Annotated in this window: 18 protein-coding genes and 2 tRNA genes; 18 read left to right on the top strand and 2 right to left on the bottom strand. The window is 38.5% G+C overall.

Translation table 11 applies throughout. The annotated features are described in order from the left end of the window. Window positions 1–221 precede the first annotated feature (221 nt). Both WC906_03320 and WC906_03315 read left to right on the top strand, forming a co-directional pair. Entirely contained in the window at window positions 222–605 is a 384-nt protein-coding gene (locus WC906_03320; protein MFA5777441.1) for a helix-turn-helix transcriptional regulator, read from the top strand. Then, on the top strand, window positions 606–1,217 hold the full coding sequence (locus WC906_03315) for an ImmA/IrrE family metallo-endopeptidase (GenBank protein ID MFA5777440.1): 612 nt from the start codon (window positions 606–608) through the stop codon (window positions 1,215–1,217). 71 nt (window positions 1,218–1,288) lie between these two features. Here the strand turns inward: WC906_03315 and gpmI are convergent, their stop codons facing one another. Further along, window positions 1,289–2,857 (bottom strand): 2,3-bisphosphoglycerate-independent phosphoglycerate mutase, encoded by a 1,569-nt coding sequence (gene gpmI / locus WC906_03310; protein ID MFA5777439.1) that lies wholly within the window; start codon window positions 2,855–2,857, stop codon window positions 1,289–1,291. Window positions 2,858–3,082: 225 nt separating this feature from the next. Here gpmI and rny point away from each other — a divergent pair, with 225 nt between their 5' ends. The 7 genes from rny to WC906_03275 all read left to right on the top strand — a co-directional run bounded on the left by rny (window position 3,083) and on the right by WC906_03275 (window position 14,527). After that, window positions 3,083–4,615 carry a ribonuclease Y gene (rny, locus tag WC906_03305; GenBank protein MFA5777438.1) on the top strand — a complete coding sequence of 511 codons (1,533 nt, stop codon included), beginning with the start codon at window positions 3,083–3,085 and terminating at the stop codon, window positions 4,613–4,615. Between the two features lie 46 nt (window positions 4,616–4,661). Beyond that, entirely contained in the window at window positions 4,662–4,946 is a 285-nt protein-coding gene (locus tag WC906_03300) for an HU family DNA-binding protein (GenBank protein MFA5777437.1), read from the top strand. 460 nt (window positions 4,947–5,406) lie between these two features. Next, the gene (locus WC906_03295; protein ID MFA5777436.1) at window positions 5,407–8,718 is read left to right on the top strand and encodes a DNA-directed RNA polymerase subunit beta; all 3,312 of its coding nucleotides are present in this window, start codon (window positions 5,407–5,409) and stop codon (window positions 8,716–8,718) included. A gap of 59 nt (window positions 8,719–8,777) precedes the next feature. After that, complete coding sequence (gene rpoC / locus WC906_03290) at window positions 8,778–12,362, top strand: DNA-directed RNA polymerase subunit beta' (protein ID MFA5777435.1); 3,585 nt, start codon at window positions 8,778–8,780, stop codon at window positions 12,360–12,362. 58 nt (window positions 12,363–12,420) lie between these two features. Beyond that, window positions 12,421–12,491, top strand: a tRNA-Pro gene (locus WC906_03285). A 187-nt stretch (window positions 12,492–12,678) separates the two neighbouring features. Further along, window positions 12,679–13,416, top strand: a complete 738-nt coding sequence (locus tag WC906_03280; protein ID MFA5777434.1) for a hypothetical protein — start codon at window positions 12,679–12,681, stop codon at window positions 13,414–13,416. Between the two features lie 10 nt (window positions 13,417–13,426). Beyond that, window positions 13,427–14,527 (top strand): hypothetical protein, encoded by a 1,101-nt coding sequence (locus WC906_03275; GenBank protein MFA5777433.1) that lies wholly within the window; start codon window positions 13,427–13,429, stop codon window positions 14,525–14,527. An 82-nt stretch (window positions 14,528–14,609) separates the two neighbouring features. Here WC906_03275 and WC906_03270 read toward each other — a convergent pair. After that, a tRNA-Ser gene (locus WC906_03270) sits at window positions 14,610–14,696 on the bottom strand. Window positions 14,697–14,816: 120 nt separating this feature from the next. Here WC906_03270 and WC906_03265 point away from each other — a divergent pair. The 9 genes from WC906_03265 to WC906_03225 form a co-directional block, all read left to right on the top strand. Further along, window positions 14,817–15,353, top strand: coding sequence for a class I SAM-dependent methyltransferase (locus WC906_03265; GenBank protein ID MFA5777432.1), 537 nt, complete (start codon window positions 14,817–14,819; stop codon window positions 15,351–15,353). 17 nt (window positions 15,354–15,370) lie between these two features. Continuing rightward, window positions 15,371–16,813, top strand: coding sequence for an extracellular solute-binding protein (locus tag WC906_03260; GenBank protein MFA5777431.1), 1,443 nt, complete (start codon window positions 15,371–15,373; stop codon window positions 16,811–16,813). A 27-nt stretch (window positions 16,814–16,840) separates the two neighbouring features. Then, on the top strand, window positions 16,841–17,287 hold the full coding sequence (locus WC906_03255; protein MFA5777430.1) for a hypothetical protein: 447 nt from the start codon (window positions 16,841–16,843) through the stop codon (window positions 17,285–17,287). A gap of 25 nt (window positions 17,288–17,312) precedes the next feature. Then, entirely contained in the window at window positions 17,313–18,188 is an 876-nt protein-coding gene (locus WC906_03250; protein MFA5777429.1) for a pilin, read from the top strand. 34 nt (window positions 18,189–18,222) lie between these two features. Continuing rightward, entirely contained in the window at window positions 18,223–18,693 is a 471-nt protein-coding gene (locus WC906_03245; GenBank protein MFA5777428.1) for a PrgI family protein, read from the top strand. Between the two features lie 6 nt (window positions 18,694–18,699). Continuing rightward, window positions 18,700–19,389 carry a hypothetical protein gene (locus WC906_03240; GenBank protein MFA5777427.1) on the top strand — a complete coding sequence of 230 codons (690 nt, stop codon included), beginning with the start codon at window positions 18,700–18,702 and terminating at the stop codon, window positions 19,387–19,389. Window positions 19,390–19,395: 6 nt separating this feature from the next. After that, the gene (locus tag WC906_03235) at window positions 19,396–21,213 is read left to right on the top strand and encodes a DUF87 domain-containing protein (protein ID MFA5777426.1); all 1,818 of its coding nucleotides are present in this window, start codon (window positions 19,396–19,398) and stop codon (window positions 21,211–21,213) included. 53 nt (window positions 21,214–21,266) lie between these two features. Beyond that, complete coding sequence (locus WC906_03230) at window positions 21,267–21,659, top strand: hypothetical protein (protein MFA5777425.1); 393 nt, start codon at window positions 21,267–21,269, stop codon at window positions 21,657–21,659. An 85-nt stretch (window positions 21,660–21,744) separates the two neighbouring features. Then, on the top strand, window positions 21,745–22,620 hold an 876-nt coding region (locus tag WC906_03225), incomplete at its 3' end, for a magnesium chelatase domain-containing protein (protein ID MFA5777424.1).

The following is a 22,620-nucleotide window of genomic DNA, read 5'->3' as shown; positions in this document are numbered from 1 at the left end:
GTGAAATTAACAATAGACCGAGAAAAAGATTAAACTATCTAACTCCTTATGAAGTTTTTTATGAAAAAAAATGAAAAAATGCTAAGATCTAAAAAAGAGGATGTTGCACTTCAGAATAGAATTCTGGCCCGCTCATTTCGGGCGGTTTTTTGTTAATTTGACAAAGAAATATTTAGTGTGGTAAGATTGTACCACAAGTGTAAGTATTAAAAATAAACTCTATGAAAACAGGTGAAAATTTAAAAAAGTTCGGAGAGTTTTTGTATAATCTCCGAATTAAAAAAGAATACACACTCCGTGAAATGTGTCGGAAAGTAAAGTATGATCCCAGTAATTGGAGCAAAATTGAAAGAGGAAAAATATCTCCTCCATCAGACAGGAAAATGCTGGAAACATGGGCAAAAACACTAGGACTAAAAAAGGACAGCAAGGAATTCGATGATTTTATCTGCTATGCCAATGTTGCTCAGGGGATAATTCCATTCAATATTTTGGAGGAAAAGGAACTGGTGGCGGCTCTTCCTGCGTTTTTTCGAACAATTAAGAATAAAAAGCCGACCAAAGAAGAAATAGACAATATGATTAACTTAATAAAGAATGCCTAGATGAAATATAAAAACACAAATGTTCCTTTTGTGGGGAATTCTCTGATTAAGAGCAAAGCGGATGGTTTTAGATTAAAATTTTGGGGAAACAAAATTCCGGTTGAAATAGAGGAAATCGTAGAAATAAAATTGAAGATAAAAATAATTCCAATACCAAATTTGATGTCGCAGTGCGGAGTCGATGCTCAGATAACTTCTGATTTTACTTCGATTTATGTTGATTTGAAGAATTATGAGAATGATACTAACAGGTTCAGGTTTTCTCTTGCGCATGAACTGGGACACTATGTTTTGCATAAAAACTTTTATGATGACCTGAATATTGCAAGCTTATCCGACGTCTTTAATTTTATAAACGAAATTGACACGAAAGAATACTCCAATCTGGAAACGCAGGCTAACAAATTCGGAAATTATTTTTTGCTTCCCAGAGAAGAACTATCTAAAGCCAGAGAAATTATAATAAAAGAAGTCAGCAAAAAATATGAAGTGAAGGATATTGACGAAAAAACATTAAATTCTTATCTGTCCGGCTACATGTCTCCGCAGTTTATGGTTTCTTCTAATGCGGTCGAGATAGCGCTAAATGATCTGAATAATTTTAAGAAATAGTTGCGTATAAAAAAATCATTCCGATTAATTGGAATGATTTTTTAAATACTAAAGGATAATGAAACTACAACCTATTTCAACACCGGTAGCAAACTTTCCCCGCTCATTTCGGGCGGTTTTTGGACGCCCATAATATCCAAAACCGTGGGAGCAATATCGCTGAGGAGTCCTCCGATTTCACTTTCATCCTGTTTCATTTCTTCGGGAGTTTTGTTTCTGTGATTTTCCGGAGTTATATACCAGGCAGGAACCGGATTGGTTGAATGCTCGGTGTCTATTTGCCCGGTACTGGGATTTTTAAGCTCCTCAATGTTTCCATGATCAGCTGTGATGAGAAGGCATCCTCCGACTTTCAATATCGCAGGAATGATAAGCGATAAGGATTTATCGAGCGATTTTACCGCTTCAACGCAGGCTTTTTCATTTCCCGTATGCCCTACCATATCCGCATTAGCATAATTGACTAAAATGAAATCGTATTTTTTCTCTTCCACGGACTCTAATATTTTCTCAGTGATTTTTGGAGCGCTCATTTCCGGAGATTCATCGAATTTTGAAACCGAAGGAGACGGAATAAGTATCCGGTCTTCATCCGGCCAGGAGTCTTCTTTCCCGCCATTGAAAAAATAAGTTACATGGGCGTATTTTTCTGTTTCTGAAATACGAAGTTGTTTCTTTTTGTCCTTGCTTAAAATTTCTCCAAGTCCATTCGTTAGTTTTTCTTTAGGGAAAACGATCTCTGCAGGAAGATCTTTCTCGTATTCGATCATAGTAACGAATTCAATTTTAAGCCGTTTTTTTCTGGGAAATTTATCAAAACTCGGAACCACAAAAGCAGCGGTTAGTTCTCTGGCCCTGTCCTCTCTAAAGTTAAAAAATATAACGGAATCATTGTCTTTGATTAAAGCGACCGGTTTTTCATTTTCATTAACAACCCCCGGTTCTATGTATTCATCAGTAATTCCCTTCACATACGAATCCTGAAGATATTTTATGGGGTTTTGGATTTGTTCTCCTTTGCCTTCAGTAAGCATGGAGTATGCTTTTTCAACCCGATCCCAATTATTATTTCTGTCCATAGACCAATTTCTTCCGCATACTGTCGCGATTCTTCCTACCCCGATTGCCGTTGTTTTTTCTTCGATTGCTTGGATAGTTTTTATTCCAGAGGTAGGAGCAGAATCTCTTCCGTCAGTAAAAGCATGAATGAAAACATTTTTGAGGCCTTGCTCTTTAGACATCTCCAGAAGAGCAAAGAGATGATCCATATACGAGTGGACAGATCCGGTTCCTGTGAGCCCCATAAGATGAAGGTCCCCTTTGTTTGCAAGAGTTTTTTTGAATATATCAATAAGGACTTCATTTTTAAAGAAGCTCCCATCCTGAATGGACAAAGAAATCCTAGGAAGGTTTTGATAGATTATTTTCCCTGCTCCCAATGTAATATGTCCAACTTCGCTATTTCCGCATTCTCCCCAAGGAAGACCGACTGAAATTCCAGACGCCTGGAGTGTCGTCATAGGATAAAAATTGTTTAATTTTTCGAAAGTAGGGAGGAGTGTTGTTTTAAGAATATTCCCCTGAGTATTATTACTAATTCCCCAACCATCAAGAATGACTAAAACTGTCGGTTTATACATAATTTTAGAACTATGAATTTAAAATGCTCCTTCTTTTTCTAGTTTACCATTTGTCATACCTTTTGACAAAAGAGATATTATGTAATATCATTCTCTTGAAATAACAATTAAGTTAATTTGATAGGTAAGTCAGTTAATTTTGCTTAAATTAGAATGAAAAAATCAACAAAATAACTAATGAAAATACACTTTTTATGACTTATCAATTAGGTAAAAGAAATTTATATGGAAATAAGCTTGACGATTCTAATTGTCGGTTTTTTGATGCTTTCAGTCGGATGCGTTTTGGGCTATATCGCAAGGCAAACAATTGCTAAAAAACAACTTTCTACTGCTGAAGGAAAAGTAGAGAAAATGCTAGAAGAAGCCGAAAAAAAGGCTCAAGAAACAACGTTAGAAGCCAAAAATAAAGCGCTTGAAATTTTAGAAGAAGCCAAAAAAAAAGAGAGAGACAGGGAAAATCAAATAATGCGGCTCGAACAACGATTAGAGAAAAGGGAAGAAACTGTCGATCAGAGGCTGGATGAACTTGAAAGAGGGAAAAAACTTCTTGAACGGAAAGCTGAGGAAGTTAGAGCGATACGTAAAGAAGTCGAAGAATCAAGAAAAAAAGAATTAGAAAGACTGGAAAAAATAGCGGGGTTATCCAAGGAGCAAGCAAAGCAGGTGTTGTTGCAACTCACCGAAGAAGAAAACAGGGGCCTCATTTCAGAAAGAATAGCTAAAATAGAAAAAGAGGGCAAGGAAGAGCTGGAAAAAAAGGCGAAATCAATAATGACCCAGGCTATTCAAAAATATGCCGGTTCCCATGCTGCTGAAATTTCAACGACTACAATATCTTTGCCGTCTGATGAAATAAAAGGAAGAATTATCGGCAGGGAAGGAAGAAACATAAAAACTCTAGAAAAGCTTACCGGAGTGGAAATAATTGTAGATGATACTCCTGAAGCGGTAGTTATTTCTGGGTTTGATCCAATTCGAAGAGAAACTGCGAGAATTGCACTTCAAAAATTGATGGAAGACGGCAGAATTCATCCTACTAAAATCGAGGAAGCGGTGGAATTTGCCAAGAAAGAAATTGACAATAAAATTAAAGAAGCCGGAGAAACGGCAGCTTATGACACGGGAATTGTGGGACTGGAACCAAGATTAATTTATATTTTAGGAAGGTTAAGATACAGAACGAGCTATGGACAAAATGTTCTTATTCATTCGTTAGAAGTGGCTCATCTTTCAGGAGCGTTAGCGGCAGAATTAGGAGCGGATGTGGCAATAGCCAAAAAAGCCGGACTTCTCCATGATATCGGAAAAGCTATCGATCATGAAGTCCAGGGAACTCATATTGAAATCGGCGTCAAAATATTAGAGAAATTCAAAATTTCAAAAGAAGTTATTGATGCCGTAAAATCTCATCATGAAGATTATCCATTTGCCAGCCAGGAAGCGTATATCGTGGCAGCGGCGGATGCAATCTCCGCTAGCCGTCCCGGAGCCAGAAAAGATACTTTGGAAAATTATCTCAAGAGACTGGAAGAATTGGAAGCGGTTGCTAATTCATTTCCGGAAGTTGAAAAAACATATGCGATTCAAGCAGGCAGGGAAATCAGAGTTTTCGTGAAGCCTGATAAGCTGGATGATTTGGGTTCAATGAAACTAGCAAGACAAATTGCCGACAAGATCGAACAAGAGCTCAAATATCCCGGAGAAATAAAAGTCAATGTTCTTCGCGAAACCAGATCGATTGAGTTTGCGCGTTAGTTGAATTATTTTATTAGCTTTAAAAACTAGAAAAGGAGGTGTTAATATGGCAAACAATGTTAATAAGGATGCCTTGGTGGATGCGATATCGACCAAAACAGATCTTTCCAAAAAAGACGTGGAGATAGTAATTGATACAATGGTAGATTCCATTACTGAGCAATTGAGGCAGGGGAATAAAGTGACGCTTACCGGTTTTGGAGCATTTAGAGTCTCGAAACGGGCAACCAGAGAAGGAATTAATCCTCAAACAAAAGCAAAAATCCAAATTCCAGCGATGACTCTTCCGAAATTTACTGCAGGGAAAGCTTTGAAGGAAGCGATTAGATAGAATATTAGATATTTTCGTTTTCTCCTCCAGCTGGCGGATTCGGCAGGACAAAGCAAAAACAAAAGATAGGAACAAAATCCCGTTTAGTCGGGATTTTGTTGTGGATAAGAGGGGTTGACAGGTTTTTGCTCTAGTGCTAAACTTTTGAAGTAAAAAAGAAATTACTTCTTGTAATTTTTTAGCATCCGTGTATAATATAGAGATACTTGTCAAGTCCTTTCGCGAAAGCGAGATGGGCAGGGGGCATCAAATGATCCATTTTTCTATTAATTAAATACATTTTCTAATAACCTCAATTTAGAATTTCCAGTTTTCCAAGAAAATCAGCGAAAAAAGGAAATTATAAATGAGGAGTGTTTTTATGCTTAAAAGTCCCAAAACTCTCACGGTGAGAGATAATTTTAGTCCTTCATCTTCTCTCTCCAAGAGAAAGTTTTTCAAGAAAAACCTGGTCGTTTCAATGCCGAATCTCATTGAAGCTCAAACAACTTCCTATCAATGGTTTTGGGACAAAGGGCTCAAGGAACTTCTATCAGAAATAAATCCAATCAAAGATTTTACCGGAAAAGATCTGGAATTAAATTTAGCTGATTATTATCTCGACGAACCTAAATACGATGAAACTAACGCCAAGAATAAAAATATTTCCTATGAAGCTCCGCTTCGAATCAGAGCCAAGCTTATTATCAAAAAAACCGGAGAAGTAAAAGAGCAAGAAATTTACCTGGGAGATTTCCCGATTATGACTGACCGGGGAACTTTTATTATCAATGGAGTTGAAAGAGTGGTAGTCGGACAGCTTATCAGAAGCCCTGGTGTGTTTTTTACTATGGAATATCAAAAAGGAAAGAAACTTTTTGGAGCCAAAATTATTCCTAATCGCGGAGCCTGGCTTGAAATTGATACTGATCTGGAAGGACTAATTTCAGTTAAAATTGACAGAAAAAGAAAAGTTCCGATAACAGCGCTTCTTCGGGCTTTTGGCTACGGAAGCGATGAAGCGATTTTCAAGGGATTTGCTGATGTTGATAATGGAGAAATTAAATATATTGAAACTACCTTGAAGAAAGATCCTTCCAAAAATCAGAGCGAAGGATACAAAGAAGTTTACAAAAGAATCCGTCCGGGAGATTTAGCCACAGCCGAAAATGCCAAACAGGTTATCGATTCGATGTTTTTTAATTTTGAAAGATATGATTTTGGAAATGTAGGCAGATACAGGCTAAACCAGCGTTTGAATATTGATATCGCCGACAATGAAGAGAATAGAATTTTGAGAGTGGAAGACCTGGTTCTTATTATGAAAGAAATTATCAAGCTAAATAACGATCCAATGGCAGAGCAGGACGATATTGATCATCTTGGAAATAGAAGAATTAGAGGCGTGGGAGAGCTTATTCAAAACAAACTGAGGCTCGGATTTAACAGAATGAATAGAAATATCAAAGACAGAATGAGTACTTGCGATCTGCTGACTGTTATTCCGGGACAACTCATCAATTCCCGTCCGGTGGCGGCTGCAATAAAAGAATTTTTTTCCAGTTCTCAGCTGTCCCAGTTTATGGATCAGGTTAATCCGCTGGCGGAACTTGAACATAAGAGAAGATTTTCCGCAATGGGACCGGGAGGATTGACCAGAGAAAGAGCCGGATTTGAAGTCCGCGATGTGCATACTTCCCATTATGGAAGAATCTGTCCGGTAGAAACTCCAGAGGGTCCGAATATCGGCTTGGTGGGACATATGGCAAGCTATTCCAGAATTAATGGGTATGGATTTTTAGAAACCCCTTATCTTAAAATTCTTCAAGAAGTAGAAAATAAAAAAGAAGCAATACTCGGAAGAATTCTGAATGAAAGCATCGCCGGAGGAAAGAAAGGAGAAAAAATTGATGAAGATTTAGCGAATAAAATAATTAAAGAAAAAAGCAAGAAAATAAAAGTAAAACCTTTTATAAATTTTGAAGTGGAATATCTTAATGCCACGACAGAAGACAGGCACATTATTGCTCACGCAGGAATTAAGACTGACGAGAAGCGCAATTTTCTTGAAGATTTCGTGGAAGCAAGAGTAAAAGGCCATCCGGAAATGATTGAATCTGAGAAAGTTGATTATATCGATGTTTCTCCAAAACAATGCGTTTCCGTGGCAACCTCTCTTATTCCATTTTTGGAACATGACGATGCGAACCGCGCCCTTATGGGTTCAAATATGCAAAGGCAGGCGGTGCCTTGCATTATTCCGCAATCTCCAATTGTGGGAACGGGAATCGAAGACAAGGCTGCTTCCGATTCGGGGCAAGTCGCGCTGGCTTATGAAGAAGGAGAAGTTGTTGAAGTTGACGCTAAACATATTATTGTAAAAGAAAAGGCTCCGGTTGGCGCCAAAAAAGATTATATTAAAAGAGAATACAGACTGCTTAATTTCGCCCGCTCCAATGCTTTTACCAGTATGAGCCAAGTGCCTAGAGTAGAAAAAGGGCAGATAGTTAAGAAGGGAGAACTTTTGGCTGATGGAGCTGCAACTGATCATGGAGAATTAGCCCTAGGGCAAAATGTTTTAGTAACATTTATTCCTTGGGAAGGCTACAACTTTGAAGATGCCATTATTCTTTCAGAAAGATTGCTCCAGAAAGATTGTTATAGCTCAATTCATCTTGAAGATTTTTCAATTGATGTTCGCGATACAAAACTTGGTCCGGAAGTTATAACCAGAGACATTCCTAATATCGGAGAAGAGAGGCTTAAGAATTTGGATGAAACGGGAATAATCCATATTGGCGCGGAAGTTTCTTCAGGCGATATTTTAGTCGGAAAAATTACTCCGAAAGGAGAAGGAGATTTAACTCCGGAAGAAAGATTGCTCAGAGCAATTTTTGGAGAAAAATCAAGGGAGGTTAAGGATTCTTCTCTCTATCTTCCTCATGGAGAACACGGAAAAGTAGTTGATATTAAAATTCTTTCTCGCGAACAAGGCGACAAGCTTCCAACCGGTGTTATCAAACAAATCCAGGTTTCAATAGCTCAGCTTCGAAAAGTTTCTGTTGGAGACAAACTGGCCGGACGGCATGGAAACAAGGGAGTTATTTCAAGAATTGCTCCGGTAGAAGATATGCCGTATCTTCCTGACGGAACTCCGGTTGATGTGATTCTTAATCCATTGGGAGTGGTAAGCCGTATGAATATCGGACAGATTTTGGAAACTCATCTTGGATGGGCGGCGATGACATTGGGATACAAAGTGGCTACTCCGGTTTTGGATGGTGTTAGTGAAAAGATTATTAAAGAAGAGCTTGTTAAGGCCGGACTTCCCGAAGATGGAAAGATTAAGCTCATTAATGGAAAAACCGGAGAATATTTCGATAATAAATCCACTGTTGGAGTGATGTATATAATGAAGCTTAACCATTTGGTTGAAGACAAAATTCATATGCGTTCTATTGGTCCTTATTCCTTGATTACGCAGCAACCTCTCGGAGGAAAAGCTCAGTTTGGAGGACAGAGGTTTGGAGAAATGGAAGTCTGGGCCTTGGAAGGATATGGAGCGGCTTATACTTTGCAGGAAATGCTGACAATCAAATCAGACGATGTGCTTGGAAGGTCAAAAGCATATGAATCGATCATAAAAGGAGAAAAAATTAAAAGTCCGAATATCCCAGCATCTTTCCATGTTCTTATTAATGAACTCAAGGGTTTATGCCTTGATGTTGAATTAATGGGACTTAGTGAAAGCAATAAAGATGTCGAAAATAACAATTTTGACAAACGCAGGTAATTTGTAACCGGCAATCAATAAAAGTAATCTTTCTTTTATTGGTTGCGCTTTCAATAAAAATGGAAAATATTACCAAAGTCAGCGATTTTCATAGCGTGAAACTTCGAATGGCTAGTCCGGATGATATTCTAAATTGGTCGCATGGGGAAGTTACTAAGCCGGAGACCATTAACTACAGAACTCAGCGTTACGAAAAAGACGGACTTTTTTGTGAAAAGATTTTCGGTCCCTCAAAAGACTGGGAGTGTTATTGCGGAAAATATAAGCGGATTCGTTATAAAGGAATCGTTTGCGATAAATGCGGTGTTGAAGTTACCAGATCGATTGTTCGAAGAGAACGAATGGGGCATATTAAATTAGCTGTTCCTGTTTCGCACATTTGGTTTCTTCGCGGAGTGCCTTCCAGAATAAGTTTGGCGCTGGGAATTTCTCTTCAGGATGTGGAAAAAGTTATTTATTTTTCAGCCTACATAATTACCGAAGTCGATGAAAAAGAAAAAAAGATTGCAATAGACAAATTAGAGCAGGAATTCAAAACCAAACAAAAAGAAATAAAAAACAAAGGAGAGAAGATTGAAGAAGCGCTGGAAGAACTTACGGGAATTTATAGAAGCACTAAGGAAGAATTAAAAAATCTGAGGCCGCTTCGAATTCTTTCCGAAGTGGATTATTTCAATCTTTCTACTCGATTTGGCCAGGTTTTTATGGCAGGAATTGGAGCAGAAGCAATCAGAAAGGCTTTGGAAAAAACCAATATTGATGAAATGATTGAAAAGATAAAAGCCGAAATTAATTCAGATCAGGTTTCGGATAGGAAGAAACTTCTTAACCGATTAAAGCTTTTTCAGGGATTCAAGAAATCAAATCTTCATTTAGAGTGGATGCTTCCGACTGCTATTCCGGTTATTCCGCCGGATCTTCGTCCGATGGTAGCGCTAGATGGCGGACGCTTTGCAACCTCCGATCTCAATGATTTGTATCGAAGAATTATTAACCGAAATAATCGTTTGAAAAAGCTTATTGATCTTGGAGCGCCTGAAGTAATTACCCGAAACGAAAAAAGAATGCTTCAAGAAGCAGTGGATGCCTTGTTTGACAATAGCGCTAGGCGCGGCCAGGTTTCAGTAGCGGCTTCCACAGGGCAAAAAAGAGCCCTCCGGTCGCTAGCTGATTCCCTGAAGGGCAAACAAGGAAGATTTAGGCAAAATCTTCTAGGTAAGCGCGTAGATTATTCAGGAAGAAGTGTGATTGTTGTTGGTCCGCAACTCAAACTTCACCAATGCGGCCTTCCAAAAAAGATGGCTCTTGAACTTTTCAAGCCTTTTATCATCAATAAATTAATCGAAAGAGAGTTCGCGCATAATGTTCGAACGGCTGGAAGAATTGTTGATGCTGAAGCGGAAGAAGCCTATGAAATTCTGGATGAAATAATCGAACATCACTATGTGCTTCTCAATCGCGCACCAACCCTCCATCGTCTTTCTATCCAGGCTTTTCAGCCGATTCTTATTGAAGGAAAAGCTATCCAAGTGCATCCAATGGTTTGCGCTGCGTTCAATGCCGACTTTGATGGAGACCAGATGGCAGTGCATGTTCCGCTTACCGATCAGGCAAGAGAGGAAAGCGCAAATATTATGCTATCGGCCAAGAATCTTTTGAAACCGGCTTCCGGAGAACCGATCACTACGCCGTCTCAAGATATTGTTTTGGGAATATATTATCTCACTCATATTCAAGAAGGAGCCAAGGGCGAAGGAAAAATATTTTCTTCTGTGGAAGAATCACTGCTGGCCTATCAGCTTGGAGTTGTCGGCATAGGAGCAAAAGTAAAACTTGAGTACGAAGGAAAAATAATTGAAACTTCGATGGGAAGAATTATCTTTAATGATTCTCTTCCGCAGCATTTAAGATTTGTTAACGAAGAAATGACAAAGAAAGAGTTGAAAACAATGCTTTCTAAAATATTGGAGACCGAAGGGCAGGAAAAAACCGCCGAATTTATTGATAAGATTAAGGATTTGGGATTTAAAACGGTTACTAAATCAGGAATCAGTTGGGGAATGGATGATCTTAAGGTTCCGGAAAATAAAGCGAAAATTCTTAAAGAAGCGGAAGTAAAAGTAACCACAATAAAACAGCAATATAACATCGGACTTCTTACAAACGAAGAAAGAAAAAACAGAACTATCGAAGTTTGGAATGAAGCTAAGGACAAAATTGCGGAAGAGGTCAAAAATTCTCTCGATAAAACCGGATCGGTATACGCTATGATTCATTCTAAAGCTAGGGGAAGCGAATCGGTTGTTGTTCAGATGACCGGTATGAAAGGTTTGGTGGCAGGACCAACCGGAGAAACCATCGAACTTCCGGTTCGAAGTTCATTTAAGGAAGGTTTTGATGTTTTGGAATATTTCATTTCTACCCATGGAGCCAGAAAGGGTATGGCAGATACCGCTCTTCGAACGGCTGTTGCCGGTTATTTGACCAGAAGATTGGTAGATGTGGCTCAAGACGTGATTGTTCAAGAAGAAGACTGTAAAGATAAAGAAGGGGCCTATTTGTACAGAGAAGATTCCGATAGAATTGGCCAGAGTTTTGGGAACAGAGTTGAAGGAAGAGTGCTTCTTGAAGATGTTGTTGATCCGAAAAATAAAAAAGTAATTGCTCCTAAGGATGAGATGGTTACTCGCCAGCAAGCTAAAGAAATTGAAAAAGCGGGAGTAGCGAAAGTTAAGATTAGAAGCATAGTTACTTGCAAAACCAAACGAGGAATTTGCAAAAAATGTTACGGAAAAGATTTGGGAAGGGACAGCTTGGTGGAACTTGGGCAAACTGTGGGAATTGTCGCGGCTCAAGCTATCGGCGAACCGGGAACGCAGCTTACTATGAGAACCTTCCATATTGGAGGTGTGGCCGGAACAGATATCACCCAAGGTCTTCCTCGGGTTGAAGAAATTTTTGAAAATCGTCCTCCAAAAGGGGAAGCGGTAATTTCCGAGGTGGATGGAAAGGTTATTGAAATTGAAAATACCAACAAGAAAATTTCAACGATCAAAATTGAAACTCAGGGCAAGAAGAAGGACATAAAAGAATATCAAGTTCCTTCTGATGCGGCTCTCAAGATTGAAAATGGACAGCTTGTCGGAAAAGGAACAATATTGAATGAGGGGCATATTGATCTTAAAAAACTTTATTCTACGCTGGGAAGGGAAGCTTTGCAAAGATATGTTGTCAGCGAGATTCAAGACATCTATGCATCTCAAGGTGAAGGAATTAATGACAAACACATTGAAGTCATTATAAAACAAATGCTAAGCCGAGTTAAAGTCTTGGAACCGGGAGATACCGATCTTCTTCCGGGAGATATTATTGAAAAAGATGTTTTTGAAGAAGCTAATGATGAGGCGAAAAAGAAAGGCACTGGGATAGCCAAGGGAGAAGAAATGGTTACCGGAATTTCTCGAGTGGCGCTTTCCACCGAATCATTCTTGTCAGCCGCTTCGTTTATGGAAACTACCCGAGTCTTGATTAATGCCGCTGTTACCGGAAAGGAAGACAAACTTCGAGGTCCTAAGGAAAATGTTATTATTGGAAGGCTTATTCCGGCTGGAACAGGATTCAGGAAAAAAATAACCGTATCTTAAAGTTGCCGTTTCTTTTTTAAAAAGCTAAGCTTGATTTTTGTTCTAAGCTTAGCTTGAACGGGCTGTCGTATACCGGTAGTACGTCTGCTTTGGGAGCAGATTGACTGGGTTCAATTCCCAGCAGCCCGAATAGAAGAAAAACAGGGATTATTTCTCCCTGTTTTTTGCTTTATTTAAGCTAATATTTGGCATTTGCGTTTGACACAATCTTTAAAATATGATAAAATAGACAGTTACCTGAAAAGGTAGTAGAAAGGGACTCAAAGGGAGCCCTTTCGGGCTCCTTAAAAATTGAATAACTCGATGGAGGTGTAGTATGTTTAATTGGCTGAGGGCAGAAAAATTGCAATGGGCTTTGACACTTGGGAACACAATGAAGGATGTGATTGATTTTCTCGGTAAGACTCATGCGAGTCTTCCGGAAGAAATCAAGAATAAAGTTCCAAGATTATTCGGCATTGGGTTTAATGATGAACAAATTGTCAATGGGATAATTCGCAGCTTGAAAAAGAAGGATGCCAATAATGAGGAAACAAAAGAGTTTGACCTGGAAAAGCAAGGAGCGATATTTTATTTTCTCGATAATAGATGCAAGGGCTATGAACGCAACCGTTTCATAAACGTAGTTGCAGGCATGGAAGTTGTCGAAGCAAAACCAGGGGAAGAGGAAAGAAAATGGCATCCGACATCCGGCCAAATGATCTTCGAAAAGATCAAAAAACCAGTTCCAGGTTCTGATCGAAGAAGGGAATTTCTGGATGCCTTTGGTACAGCTCTCCTGAAGTATGATGATTTAGACAAAGCCTATAATGAGTGTGTCGGTGGGCGGATGATAATTCCTGATCCGATGCATCAGAAAATTCTTCGGAGTTTTTCTGAAGGAACCGGATGGTTTAAGAACTCCGTTCTCAAACCGCTGAAGGTCTCAGATCTTAGTGGTTTAGAAGAAGCCTTTTCCGAAAACTCAAGCTACTGGGTTGAGAAAGGTGCCTCGGAGAAGGCTAAATATGAGGCAAAAGTAGCTGCCCGAAAAGCAAAAAAACAAAGAAAATAAGGGGTGAAGTATGATGATAACAGCTATAGTATTAATTGCAGTAGCATTTTATTTTTTTTCAGCCAGTTTTAGGGGTTTCCTGGAATCGATTTTCTACGGAATGGCGAATTTCTGGGAAGACCACAGGGCATTGTTTATTTGGACAGTTGTAGCCCTGTGGTTTGTGCATACGATAGCATTGCTGGCTACCGGCTGGTATGCTAACTCTACAACAAGTGCGATCATTTTTATGATTCTGTTTCCGATCTGGATATTACTTTCAGTCGGAAGGGGATTAAGAAGAATACGCGCTGTGGTTCCAGGAACAGGTACGGTACTTGTTTCTCGCAGTTCAAGCGGATTTCTGAGATGTCTCATCTCGATAATCCTAATCATCGCAGTTTTTAACATCTGTCTGGGACTTTTTTCTCAAGATAACAAGGAAAGTCTGGACAGGTTTAGGTGGAACGGATGGAAGTCTATTTTTTCCTGGATGGACGATGTGTCTACTTGGAGAGAAGGAAAAACCGGAGAAATGGGAATGGTCAATTCGGATAACGTTTTCGGTTATTCCAAAGATGGCCTAAGCTTCTATCACATTCCAAAAGGAAGACACGTTCGTCTTGTCACTGAATACAAAGGAGGTAAGGTGAGTAAGGCTTCAGAGGGAATGATTTGGGTGATGGTTGAAAATAAAAACGGTGATTTTGTGAGAGGAGATCTTTATTTGGTTCCTCGTCGCAAAATTATTTGGGGTTTTCAAGAAGATAACACGACAAAAACTGGAACTCAGATTGAAAAGTCTGAGTCAGGAGCGAATCAAGAAACCTTGCCTAACGAAAAGGGCAAGTCGAGGAGTGTCCAGACTGGCAAAGACTCCTGGGCGGTTCGGTATCGTCTAGGAGACGATTGGTTTGGTCCGGTCGTTCCTAGAGGGAAGTATGTCCTTACGGTGGTTAAGGACAAAGTTCTCGAAGGAATGATCGGAGAGAGAAGAATAGAAGTTAATAAAGGAAGACAAGAAGTTGATGTCTTCGAGAACTTCTCTCCGATAAGGTTCCGTGCCCCTGAAGGAGGAGGGGAAACGGTATTAGTAAAAATAAGTCGTATTGGTAATCCCGATGCGACTTAAAAGAAAAGCGCGGTGTGTTTGGTAAAACGAACCCCGCGCTTTTAATTTTGGCAAATCTAAGATTTGCTTCGGCGACCGAAGGCGGTGGGAGAGGGATTTGAACCCCCGATACCCTTTCGGATATAGCAGTTTTCGAAACTGCCCCATTCAACCACTCTGGCATCCCACCATATTATGTATTATGAAGCATATATTATGAATTATGCAAGTTTTGATTTTACCATTTTTATTTTATGGTGTAAAATATATGTATAGCAAAAAAGAGTCATCTAAAATAAAAAACAAAAATATGGAAACAAAAAGCTTTTTGGATCCCGAAAATATTTTAAGTCAGATGGATATTTCTCCAGGAAGCATCGTGGCTGATTTCGGCTGCGGCAGCGGTTTTTTTTCTTTGGCTTTTGCCAAGGCGGTGGGAGGAGAAGGAAAAGTTTATTCATTGGACATTCTTCCTTCAGCCCTTGAATCAGTTGAAAGCAAGGCAAAAATTGAGGGAATTACCAATATTATCGCCCAAAGAGTCAATTTGGAAAAAGAAGGCGGGTCAAAACTTCAGGAAAATAGCAATGATTTTGTAATAATGAAAGATATGCTTTTTCAGAATAAAACAAAAGATATGATAATTAAAGAAGCCTGGAGGGTTTTGAAACCGGGAGGAAAACTGCTTATTGCCGAGTGGAATGACAAAGATTATTCTATCGGTCCGGACAGAGAAATAAGAATTTCCAAAAATGAACTTGAGGAATTAGTAAAAAAACAAGGATTTAAATTAGAGAAAGAATTGACAACTGGCGATTTTCATTACGGAGCTGTATTTATAAAATAGTTTTTAGCACAATATCTATGAAAATAAAAAAAATTGCTTTCAAGCAAGCCAAAACCATCGTTGCATTCGCTTTTGTCGCATCTCTGTTTGTTTTTTCCGGATGCGGCTTAAAAACAAGCAACCCGGCGTATAAGGTTGATTTAGAAATTTGGGGAGTTTTTGATAATAGCGAATCATTAGACAATATTTCCAATGAGTATAAAAAACTGAATCCCCATATTGGAGAAATAAAATACAGAAAATTCACCATTGATTCCTATAATAATGATTTGATAAACGCTCTTGCTTCAGGGCAAAGCCCGGACATTTTCTGGATTGGCAATACTTGGATCCCATCCTACAAGGATAAAATCGAGCCAGCTCCCGATTGGCTTATTAATGAGAATGAATACCGCAATAATTTTGTGGATGTGGCGGCTCAAGATTTTCTTTCGGATAAAAGAATATATGCTGTTCCTCTGTCTGTTGATTCATTGGCGCTTTATTATAACAAAGATATTTTTAATGCTGCGAGCATCACAACTCCTCCAAGAACTTGGGATGAGTTTAATAAAGACATCAAGAAGATAACAAGGATAGACCAATTTGATAACATAACTCAAGCAGGAGCGGCAATGGGTACTGCTTACAACATCAACAGGGCTACAGATATTCTCAGTTTGATTATGTTCCAAAATGGAGTTCAAATGACCAACAGTGCTAAAACGGAAGCAACTTTTGATAAGTTTACTAATAATGCTAGCGGACAAAGCGTGAGAGCTGGAGAAAGTGCGCTTGAATTCTATACCCAATTTTCCAAGAGAAACTCTTCTGTTTATACTTGGAATCCAAGAATGCATTATTCCGTGGATGCTTTCTATGAGGGAACAGCGGCAATGATGATAAATTATTCCTGGCAATACAGCGCCATAAAAAATAAAAATTCAAAGCTTAATTTTGCAATAGCGCAAGTCCCCCAGCTTTCCCTGAACAATCCTGTCAATTATGCAAATTATTGGGCTATGGCAGTGTCAAAAAATAAAGTTCTTTCTCAGAATCAAAAAAACAACCTTGCAAAAAATGGATTAACCGAAGGAAATTATAACCAGACTAGAATATTTGAAGCATGGCAATTTTTGAAGTATCTTACTTTCAAAAACAACGAAAGTGTCACATTGGTTAATAGTTTAAATGGAAATCAAGCCAGCTTTCCGACAAAATTCGATCCTGCGGACACTTATCTCAAAGATACAGTAAAGCCGGCGGCCAGAAGAGATCTTATTGAAAAACAGAAAAATGATGTAATTCTTGGGGCTTTTGCCTATGGAAATCTAATCGCTAAAAGCTGGTACCAGCGGGATTCATCGCAGACGGAAAATATATTGGCAGAAATGATTGATTCCGTAAATTTGGGGAAGCAAACTGTTTATGAAGCACTGAACATCGCGGCGAGCAGAGTCAGCGTATTAATGCGAAAATAGCATTTAAATTTTTTTAAACAACCTCCGATGATTAAAATTCTAAATTTTAAAATTCTAATTTTTTCTTTTATTTTTGTTTCAGTTTTGGCTGTTTTATTGTTTCCGGCTATTTCTTACGCCTCGCCGTTGGTTCCTTGCGGGAGAAGCGATCAAGGAGGAACAATGTGCACTTTATGCGATTTTATTGTTGGAATCAAAGGTCTTATTGATTACGGGTTTACGATAATGGTTTTTGTGGCGCTGGTAATGCTGGTTATTGCCGGAGTAGTCTATATTGTTTCGGCGGGGAATGAAGGGATGATGACGACAGCCAAGAGTTTGCTCAAAAGCGTGCTAATCGGATTTTCGATAATTCTCGGATCTTGGCTGATGATAAACACGGTAATGTGGGTGATGGGAACCAGAGGATCCGGCGATGAGGGCGGAGCTTTGGGCATCAAAGTGGAAAGCTGGAATAAATTTAAATGTAAATAGAAAATAATTTTTTGAATAAAATAATATGACAAAAACAAAATTATTAGTATTTTTTTTGGCAATATGCTTCGGAATATTTTTGAGCAGTCAGGTTACTTTGGCAGCCTGCTCTTATGTGACTGCTTGCAATGAAAAGAATTATAACAATAAACCTGTTGCTATATTAGATTGTTGTACCAAGAGTAACGAAGAGGGATCTTGCCAAAAAATTTCAAGTAATTATGTTTGTGTTGCTAAAACTTCAAAATCATGCAGCAGTTATGGCACCGATGAAGATTCATGTAATGAAGATGATAATTGCGCTTTTGAAGATGGAGCTTGTCTCAATATTGACGAAGCGTTGAATAACTATACATCCGGCACTGCCGGCACTTCTTCTACCGCGCCAATTGAATTTCCCAATCCTCTTAGATATGATACAGTTGAAGGATTGGCAACGAATATTTTAAGCACGCTTCGAAGCATAATCGTCGTACTCTCGATAATTTTCATTGTTCTGGGAGGGGTATTTTATATCACATCAGCTGGAGACGAAGGGAGGATGAAGATCGCCAAAGGTTCAATATTTGCTTCAATGATTGGATTGGCAATTGGAATTGCCGCCCCTTCTTTTTTGAAAGAAATTTCATCAATTCTGGGATGGAACGCAACCAGTTCGGAATTAAGCAGCTCATTGTCTCTTACTCAAATTTCTTTGAATTTCCTGAATTTTCTCCTGGCGATAATCGGAGTATTAACCCTTATTATGCTAATCGTCGGAGGAATAATGTATCTTACTTCAGCTGGAGACGAAGATAGGGCGAAAACTGGGAAAAAAATTGTCACCTATTCAATTATTGGAATAACCATTGCCTTGGCATCACTGGTGATTGTTAGACAAATAGCAAATCTACTAAAATAATTTTCAATGATCAACAATTAATTTACAATTTTCGATGTTATTTAACGTTCCTCAACATATAGATGTAGAAGACAAGATAGCAGGGCCATTTACTGCCAAACAGCTTTTGTGGATGTTTGGAATGGGTGCTGTTCTTCTTATTTCCTGGGGTCTTCTTGATCGGGTTACGTTTTTTATTTCTGCTGTTCCGGTTGCTTTAATTTTTTGTGCGCTGGCTTTCTACCGTCCTCATGGCCAGCCGCTTGTAAAGTTTATTCTGTGGGGGGTAACTTTTGCTTTTAAGCCAAAAGTTTATATTTGGAAACGGGATTACATTAAAAAAAATAAAAGTAAGAAAAAGGCCGTCTTTCAAGAGAATGTTATGGAAGAAAAAAAGGAAGAAAAAAGAGAAATGTTGGCGGATAGTCTGAAAGATTTGGCGAGAACTTTGGATTCTGAAGGAAAGGAGAGAAATGAGAAAATGATGGAAATAATCAGGCGAAATAGAGAAAAGAAACAAAAGTAACATATTATGGAAAATCTACATTCAAAAAAACTTATCAGAGAAGCAAATTCTGGGACTAGCACTCAGCAATATGTTGATGTTGAAGAAATAAAAGATGGAGTCATCATCCTCAAAAACAGTTCGCTGAGATCGGTTATGCTTGTTTCTTCCATCAATTTTGATTTAAAATCTACGGACGAACAGGATGCAATCATCCAACAATATCAAGGATTTCTCAATTCCCTTGATTTTTCAACTCAAATCCTGATAAGCTCAAGAAGATTGAATATTGAACCATATCTTGATTTTCTCGGAGAAAAAGAAAAAAAACAGACGAATGAATTGCTAAAACTTCAAATTTCCGAATATAGGAATTTTATTAAAAATCTAACCGAGATTTCAAATATAATGACGAAACTTTTTTACATAGTTGTTCCATTTTCTCCGATAGAAAACAAGGAAGGCGGAATTTTTGACAAAGTTTCATCAATTTTTTCTCCAAAACAGGAGATTTCAAGAAAAAAAGAAAATTTTGAAACATATAAAAACCAGCTTTGGCAAAGAGTTGATCACGTTATTTCCGGACTTAGCGGAATTGGGCTAAAAATAGTTCCGCTAAAAACCGAGGAAATAGTAGAACTTATGTATAATTCATATAACCCTAATGTTTATAAGAGCGTTATAATTAAAGATGTTGATAAAATAGAATTAAATTAACTTTTTATGCTTTTTGGAAAAAAATCGGAAAAAAATCAAGAAAAAGACGAGATGCTTGAGAATGAAAAAATTTATCAGGAGGGGCTTGCTACAGTAAAAGATCTCATTGCTCCCGCAGCAATGAAAGTTACTGCCAATTATATTCAGATTGGAGGTATTTTTGCAAAAACTATTTTTGTTATTGCCTATCCAAAATATTTAAGAACCAGCTGGTTTTCTCCTATTGTAAATATTGATTTTCCCATGGACATTGCGATGTATATGCACCCTGTTGATACTAGGGAGATCTTGAAAAATCTGAGGAAAAGCGCGACGCAAGTAGAATCTCAGATTCAGATTGAGCAGGAAGGCGGGAAAATACGCGACCCAATACTTGAATCTGCGATTCAAAATATAGAGGAACTTCGCGATCAATTGATGCAAGGAACCGAAAAATTTTTCAGATTCGGAATCTACATAACTGTTTATGGAGAAGACGTGAAAGAGATAGAAAAATTAAGCAAGGAAATTGAGGCTATTATGGAAGCCCAAATGGTATATATGAAACCTGCCATACTTAGGGCGGAATCGGGATTTTCTTCAACACTTCCGCTGGCCAATGATGAACTGGATGTGGCTAATAACCTAAACACTTCTCCTCTTTCAACTACATTTCCATTTGTTTCATCCGATCTTTCATCAAATGACGGAATTCTCTATGGCATGAACAGGCACAATAATAGCCTTATTCTTTTTGATCGTTTCAAGATGGAGAATGCTAATATGGTTGTTTTTGCCAAATCTGGCGCCGGAAAAAGTTACGCTATAAAATTAGAAGCTTTTCGTTCAATGATGATAGGAACTAATGTTATCATTGTTGATCCGGAGAATGAGTACAAATATTTATGCGAAACTGTCGGAGGGACTTTTATTCGAATATCGCTCAATTCCGATTCCCGTCTTAATCCGTTCGACCTTCCAAAAATAAAAGAAGATGAAGATCCTGAAGATATAATAAGAAATAACATAGCCAGTCTTATCGGTCTTCTCCATATAATGCTGGGTTCTGTCACTCCGGAAGAAGACTCTATTCTAGACAGGGCAATTAGGGAAACATATTCACTTCGCGATATCACCGCACAGAGCAATTTTCAGAATTTTACGCCCAATTCTTTTCCAACGATGTCCGATTTATATGAAGTTTTGAGCAATATGGAAGGCGCTGACTCATTGTCAGTGAGGCTTGAAAAATATACGGAAGGAATCTTTTCCGGATTTCTCAATCATCCGACTAATGTTAGGATTGATAACCAGATGGTAGTTTTCAACATTAGGGATTTGGAAGACGAACTTCGTCCAATTGCCATGTTTGTCGTTCTTCAATTTATCTGGAATGAGATGCGTTCTAATATGAAAAAGCGCTTGGTTATCGTGGATGAGGCCTGGGTAATGATGAAACACGACGATGCCGCATCTTTCTTGTTTGGAATAGCGAAACGCTGCCGAAAATATTTTACCGGGCTTACTACCATTACTCAGGATATTGCCGATTTTATGTCTTCTAGGTACGGAAAGCCGATCGTTACCAACTCTTCACTTCAACTTTTGCTTCGCCAATCTCCGGCGGCAATAGATGTAATATTGGAAACATTTTATCTTACCGATCAGGAAAAATTTCTTTTGCTGGAAAGCAATGTTGGGGAAGGAATTTTCTTTGCCGGAGCAAAACATGCGGCAATCAAAGTTATCGCTTCTTATAGCGAGGATCAGGTCATTACGACTGATCCTAATCAACTTCTTGAAATCGAACAAGCGAAAAAAGAATTCGATGAAGAAAATTCATAATCTCTATAAAATATACAAATAGCTATTAATTTACTATTGTTTCCATATTTGCTATGAACGAGAATGAAGCGGAAAACTCGATGAATTTGGTCAATGCCAGAAATAATGGGAAATCCAGCCAATCTGTTAATCCTGTAAAAAAGGCAACGTCAGTAGCTTTATCTTTTAAAGAAAAGCTTTCGAAACACTGGGTAATTCTTCTTGTGGCAGTATTATGCGATATTGTTGGCTTGATTCCCATTTTAAGTATTATTGTGAATCTCGGTTTTGGTTTGATTCTTTTTCTTTATTTTGGATCGAAAAAAACGAAGAATCCAAGCGCGAATCTCTTGGGAATTGTTTTGCCGGAGTTGTTGGGAAGCGTGTTTGATTGGATTTTAAGCGTTCTGCCTGTCAATATCGGGACGACACTGATAAGAATTGCCTTGTCCGATGATACGGAATGATGAAGTTACGCAATAAAATTATAAATTTTAAATTAATTTTTATTTTCTAAATATTTAAAATTTAGAATTTAAAATTATAAAAAATTTGCCTTCGAAATTATTTTCCGCGGCAACCATCGGGCTAACGAGCGAAATAGTCGAAGTGGAAGTAGATGTTTTAGGCCAAGGACTTCACAATTTTACCATTGTCGGGCTTCCGGATACTTCTATCAAAGAATCGCGCGACCGAGTTAGCTCTGCTATCAAAAATAGCGGCTTTAAGCCTCCTTATCAATGCGGCAGGATTACCGTAAATTTGGCTCCCGCCGATCTTCCTAAACTTACTCCGATTTATGACATTCCAATGGCTTTGGGATTCCTTTTGGCAACCAGCCAAATTAATTTTGATTTTAAAAACAAACTATTTATTGGAGAATTGGCGTTGGATGGAAAAATCCGGCCGGTTCAAGGGGTGTTGCCAATTACGCTTTTAGCTAAAGATAAAAAAATAGAAGAAATTTATGTTCCCAAAGAAAATGCATCCGAAGCCAGCGTAGTTGAAGGAATAGATGTTATTCCAATCGACAGCCTGTATTCGCTGGTCGGACATTTGTCAGGAGAAAAAAATATTAAAATTCATCCCAAAGTAGAAGTTGATTCCCTGATTAAAAAAGGCGGCTGTGAATTGGATATGGCGCATATTAAAGGGCAGGAACATGCCAAAAGAGCGCTTGAAATAGCTGCGGCCGGAGGACATAACGTCCTTTTCAACGGGCCTCCGGGATCAGGGAAAACGCTTCTGGCCAAGACGATGCCGACAATACTTCCCAGAATGACATTGGACGAAAGCCTCGAAGTAACCAAAATATTTTCTATTTCTGGAAAACTGCCTAAAGGAGAAGCTCTGATTGTTACCAGGCCATTCCGGGCGCCTCACCATAGCGCCAGCAGTGTTTCTTTGGTTGGGGGAGGAACCTTCCCT

The sequence above is a fragment of the Parcubacteria group bacterium genome (assembly GCA_041657845.1).
Taxonomy (GTDB): Bacteria; Patescibacteriota; Minisyncoccia; order Moranbacterales; family JAKLHP01; genus JAKLHP01.
Note: the sequence above shows the minus strand (reverse complement) of the source record. Positions and strands in the feature narration are given on the sequence as shown.

What these genes read in the sequence shown, in the direction of transcription:
- WC906_03320 (MFA5777441.1), top strand. Translation starts at nt 222, where the DNA reads ATGAAAACAGGTGAAAATTTAAAAAAGTTCGGAGAGTTTTTGTATAAT.
- WC906_03315 (MFA5777440.1), top strand. Translation starts at nt 606, where the DNA reads ATGAAATATAAAAACACAAATGTTCCTTTTGTGGGGAATTCTCTGATT.
- gpmI (MFA5777439.1), bottom strand. Translation starts at nt 2,857, where the DNA reads ATGTATAAACCGACAGTTTTAGTCATTCTTGATGGTTGGGGAATTAGT.
- rny (MFA5777438.1), top strand. Translation starts at nt 3,083, where the DNA reads ATGGAAATAAGCTTGACGATTCTAATTGTCGGTTTTTTGATGCTTTCA.
- WC906_03300 (MFA5777437.1), top strand. Translation starts at nt 4,662, where the DNA reads ATGGCAAACAATGTTAATAAGGATGCCTTGGTGGATGCGATATCGACC.
- WC906_03295 (MFA5777436.1), top strand. Translation starts at nt 5,407, where the DNA reads ATGCCGAATCTCATTGAAGCTCAAACAACTTCCTATCAATGGTTTTGG.
- rpoC (MFA5777435.1), top strand. Translation starts at nt 8,778, where the DNA reads ATGGAAAATATTACCAAAGTCAGCGATTTTCATAGCGTGAAACTTCGA.
- WC906_03280 (MFA5777434.1), top strand. Translation starts at nt 12,679, where the DNA reads ATGTTTAATTGGCTGAGGGCAGAAAAATTGCAATGGGCTTTGACACTT.
- WC906_03275 (MFA5777433.1), top strand. Translation starts at nt 13,427, where the DNA reads ATGATGATAACAGCTATAGTATTAATTGCAGTAGCATTTTATTTTTTT.
- WC906_03265 (MFA5777432.1), top strand. Translation starts at nt 14,817, where the DNA reads ATGGAAACAAAAAGCTTTTTGGATCCCGAAAATATTTTAAGTCAGATG.
- WC906_03260 (MFA5777431.1), top strand. Translation starts at nt 15,371, where the DNA reads ATGAAAATAAAAAAAATTGCTTTCAAGCAAGCCAAAACCATCGTTGCA.
- WC906_03255 (MFA5777430.1), top strand. Translation starts at nt 16,841, where the DNA reads ATGATTAAAATTCTAAATTTTAAAATTCTAATTTTTTCTTTTATTTTT.
- WC906_03250 (MFA5777429.1), top strand. Translation starts at nt 17,313, where the DNA reads ATGACAAAAACAAAATTATTAGTATTTTTTTTGGCAATATGCTTCGGA.
- WC906_03245 (MFA5777428.1), top strand. Translation starts at nt 18,223, where the DNA reads ATGTTATTTAACGTTCCTCAACATATAGATGTAGAAGACAAGATAGCA.
- WC906_03240 (MFA5777427.1), top strand. Translation starts at nt 18,700, where the DNA reads ATGGAAAATCTACATTCAAAAAAACTTATCAGAGAAGCAAATTCTGGG.
- WC906_03235 (MFA5777426.1), top strand. Translation starts at nt 19,396, where the DNA reads ATGCTTTTTGGAAAAAAATCGGAAAAAAATCAAGAAAAAGACGAGATG.
- WC906_03230 (MFA5777425.1), top strand. Translation starts at nt 21,267, where the DNA reads ATGAACGAGAATGAAGCGGAAAACTCGATGAATTTGGTCAATGCCAGA.